Origin of the sequence: uncultured Marinobacter sp. (assembly GCF_963974375.1) — a bacterium.
Taxonomy (GTDB): domain Bacteria; phylum Pseudomonadota; class Gammaproteobacteria; order Pseudomonadales; family Oleiphilaceae; genus Marinobacter.
In genome coordinates this window covers 1-3,570 of record NZ_CAXBDN010000343.1, presented here as the reverse complement: position 1 = coordinate 3,570, position 3,570 = coordinate 1, and the positions used below count along the sequence as shown (strand labels likewise).

Genomic DNA, 3,570 nt, shown 5'->3' with positions numbered 1-3,570 from the left:
ATCAACGAGTCGTATGATCAGGGCGAGTCTGAAACCGTCAACTTTGGCGTGGACAAAAGTACCCATTTCGACATCTGGACTATCCGGCGCCAGCGGGTGAACCGGCTTGAGTACTTACCCGGCTCAACGGATGGCTTCCCCATCAACGAAGACACCTTTATTCCGTATTATTACAGCGAGCTTCCATACGCGATACGCAGCGTAGCCAACGCCGACTGGCAGGAAGGACGTATGGAAATCCTGCAGGTGACATCCGATGACCAGTCCCAGCTGCACGCTTACTGGCTGAACACAGATCAAGACTGGATACTCAGCATTCAGTTCACTCCGACACTTGTCGGAGAAAACGACGGTAGTACGCTCGAACCACAAGCAGTAGAACACGCTCTCAGGGCCGTAAGAGAGCGTTGCCAATTCAGATAACTAATGGAGATAGATATGTCTGACTTTATCGATTTGATTCCGTATGAAGCCCCCCAGAATCAGAAACAAGCGGCCAATCGCCTCGCCGAGATCATTGGCATCCCCGAACCGGTGATTCCACGGGATGCAGACTATAACCTTGTGGTCGCCTCTATGGCTGGCCTCATCCTCTACCGCCACATCGAAACGCACCAGCAGCGCGAAGTCATGCGCCTGATCGATCAGTTCAAAGACTCACACCGGCCATTTTATGGCCAACTCCTGGGAAAGGTGGCTTTGATCGTCGCACAACCACGCTGGGAGAAGTGGTCGTTGACGAACCAGGAGCTCCAGAGCATCGTTGACTTCCACCGGAGTTTTGGTCGCTTCAGCACGGTGGTAGGGGCCAATCCGGGGGCATACGGTGCTGGCGCCAGCGTGTGGCAAATGATTAAGCACGGCATGACAAAAGGAAATATTGTTGGGTTTGCTGCCTCAGTTGTTCTGGTCGGCCTGGGTGAGGCGTCTCACTCCACTGGAGAATCCGCCAGCCGAGAACTGCAGGAACGAACTCGACGAGTTCCAACCAACCCCATGTCACCGGCAAACTAATATTTCCCAGTACAATGCGACGGAGCGATTGAATTTTGACAAATGTACGCGGATGGCTCGCCAGTATTGCGTTTTTCGTGGTCGTATTCGTCGCATTGTCCACTATCATGCTCATTGTGAATCTGGCCACCAATACTGCTAGGGGGCTGTCTGGGAATGCTGTTGCGACGGTATTGGCAGGCCTTTTGATGGTTCGGTTTCGTTGGCAAAATTCCATACCGCACTTGAGAACATTACTCGCATTCTCCCCTTGCGCTGGTTTCAGTGCGGGGCTCTACCTTTATATTCTATATTTCGCCGGAACCATGACAGCACGATATTCCTTTGCGCCTCTGACAGCCTATGAGCTGTTGGCTGCGTTCATAGTCAATACGCTCGTGCTCGCAGCTACACTATTAGTTGTCCGAGCTGGTCGGCGGGGCAGAGCTCATGGCTGATCAGGGCATGGATGCGGTTTTACCGATGCCTGTCCACCTGGCTCAAACTTCAAGGCGTTACTCGTGGCAAAAAACTCAATTAACCTGAAGGAACAGCGACGGAAGAAAGGCCCAGAATCGCTGGAAGAGACCATCAGAATTGCCTCGCAGCGGCTACGGAATTGTGGTGCAGATGAGATTGAGGAGCCAAGAGGTTTGGCCTCCGGAGGCGATATGACAAAAATACTTGAGCAAGCTGACGATGACACGGAAAGTGACGAAGACCGGCTCCATGTTCATTGACATAGTTCAGCGAAAGGTGGAAGCACGAGTTTCTGGTTATCTTCGGCACCTGTCACCGCTGAATTTCAGGTGATTTGCTGATGAGCATGGAATTGCAGGCCACACGCAGCAAGGTCCTGGGAAACATTGTATGGATTAACCTTCTGCTTATTGGAATTGGCGCATTGGCGTGGCATGGATATCACAGTTATTCCACGTACTTATCGGATATTGTCGAGCATCAGAGACCGCTTCTGGTGTTCCAGTTGCAACAGTCGGCTTTGCTGTTCGCGGTAGTGCCAACCGTAAGCGCTTTAATCGTCATCAATATCGAGATGTTTTTCGTGAAGTTGCTAGGGCGGCGAATACCATCTTTTATGGGCGTCATTCAGAAGTTGGCAACATTGGTCATGTTTCTCGGAGTGGCTCTACTGGTGTTTGGGAATCAGCTGGTCAACCCCAGTTGGGCTGAGACCTTTTCAGAGTCAGGCTATTCCAAGTGTGACACTGTCATCCTCCGGGCCAGCAAGCAGTTTTTCAATGATGCCTGGGTACGCAACCCGAACGATTGCCACGACCCGCAGCTCAAACAGATTCTGCATGAGGATCATAGCCGGGTAGGATTCGAAAAAGGCGCCCGGTACCTGGAGCGAAAGCATCTGTTTCTTGAAAACCTGGATACAGCCCGGAGTGGTCAGTAAGTCCGGGCGGTGATGGGACTGCAGGGCGTCCGGCGAGCCTTGCTCAGTCAGGGCTCAATGAGAATAAAGACAAACTCGAACAGAAAAAAATAGATAGACCACCGATAATTCCGTAGGCGACCACCTTTTCAAACCAGCCCACAACCTCCTTTATTTCCAAGCCGGGGTAAAGGTTTTGATACATTCTGGGGCGCCGCATATAGGGCAACACACAGGCCCACGCAAACAACGTGGTATTCATAAGCCCGAAGTCCAGCGTACCGGTTTCCCAATAGTCACCCGTTTGCTTGAGTTTCTTTTTCAGGCGCCGGGTTAAAGTAAGCCTCAGAACCACAAGGCCAAGTAACATTACGATGGCCCCCCCGGCGGAAATGAAGGCCATCAGGATATGCAACGGCAAGAGACTCACTCTATTTCCCAGTCTTAAAAGATCAACTTATGGCTCAATCGAAACCACGATAATGCCGCAGACAAAAAACAAAAATAATCCGCCGATCGTTCCATAAGCTGCCCACCGCTCAAACCACTTTGAATAGCCTCTTACATCAAGCCCTGGGTACACCGCCTGGAACTTTTTCAGGCGAGAAAAGCCGGGGACGGTGCAGGCCCAGGCAAACAGATACGTATTCATGAAACCAAAATCCAAAGTACCGGTATCCCAATAATCATCCGTAGGCTGGAGCCTATTTTTCAACCTCCGGGTAAGGGTGAACCTGAGGAGCACGACACTGAGGAGCGACACCACGGCAGAGGCAACTCCTAAAAACGCCAGGAATATATGTAGTTGCAAAAGATCAGCCTCTTATCTCATCGTAAATCAGATTGAAGAGCCTTTTGAATAAGTGATCAGCACCAACCGCCACAGCTCCCCCAGCAACAATGCCTACCACCAGCCCCACAGGGGTGAAGGCGATCGCCAAGCCAATCGCAACACCGGCGCCAACGCCCAAGGTAAACGAACCGCCCTCCACAAATGCCATCCGCTTCCAGTTCGGATCACCATTCCGCCAGGCATGGTGCACGTTATAAGAACGCATACCACCATCCAGCAGAATCAGACCCGGGCCCAGAATGCGACCAACTTTGGCGAACTTTGAAAGCCTCTGTACGTCGGCGCTTTCCCGCACCGGGATAGACTCCCAGGCCTCGCGGCCTGT

6 protein-coding genes and 1 pseudogene are annotated in these 3,570 nt (G+C 51.9%); 4 read left to right on the top strand and 3 right to left on the bottom strand.

What is annotated here, in order from left to right; genetic code table 11:
* The 4 genes from AAC035_RS19650 to AAC035_RS19635 all read left to right on the top strand — a co-directional run.
* Positions 1-423, top strand: a 423-nt coding sequence (locus AAC035_RS19650) for a hypothetical protein (RefSeq protein WP_339806811.1), incomplete at its 5' end; no start/stop codon positions are given.
* 15 nt (positions 424-438) lie between these two features.
* A complete protein-coding gene (locus tag AAC035_RS19645; protein WP_339806810.1) occupies positions 439-1,014 on the top strand; it encodes a hypothetical protein in 576 nt (191 codons plus the stop codon).
* Positions 1,015-1,514: 500 nt separating this feature from the next.
* On the top strand, positions 1,515-1,733 hold the full coding sequence (locus AAC035_RS19640) for a hypothetical protein (protein WP_339806809.1): 219 nt from the start codon (positions 1,515-1,517) through the stop codon (positions 1,731-1,733).
* A gap of 80 nt (positions 1,734-1,813) precedes the next feature.
* Complete coding sequence (locus AAC035_RS19635) at positions 1,814-2,413, top strand: hypothetical protein (RefSeq protein WP_339806808.1); 600 nt, start codon at positions 1,814-1,816, stop codon at positions 2,411-2,413.
* A 43-nt stretch (positions 2,414-2,456) separates the two neighbouring features.
* On the opposite strand, the gene AAC035_RS19630 is transcribed toward AAC035_RS19635, so the two are convergent.
* The 3 genes and pseudogenes from AAC035_RS19630 to AAC035_RS19620 form a co-directional block, all read right to left on the bottom strand.
* A complete protein-coding gene (locus AAC035_RS19630; protein WP_339806807.1) occupies positions 2,457-2,822 on the bottom strand; it encodes a hypothetical protein in 366 nt (121 codons plus the stop codon).
* Between the two features lie 27 nt (positions 2,823-2,849).
* A complete protein-coding gene (locus tag AAC035_RS19625; RefSeq protein ID WP_339806805.1) occupies positions 2,850-3,203 on the bottom strand; it encodes a hypothetical protein in 354 nt (117 codons plus the stop codon).
* A 4-nt stretch (positions 3,204-3,207) separates the two neighbouring features.
* A pseudogene (locus AAC035_RS19620) lies at positions 3,208-3,570 on the bottom strand (hypothetical protein); the annotation flags it as partial.

Excerpts from the sequence above, each read along its gene's own strand:
- AAC035_RS19645 (WP_339806810.1), top strand. The coding sequence starts at position 439 with ATGTCTGACTTTATCGATTTGATTCCGTATGAAGCCCCCCAGAATCAG.
- AAC035_RS19635 (WP_339806808.1), top strand. The coding sequence starts at position 1,814 with ATGAGCATGGAATTGCAGGCCACACGCAGCAAGGTCCTGGGAAACATT.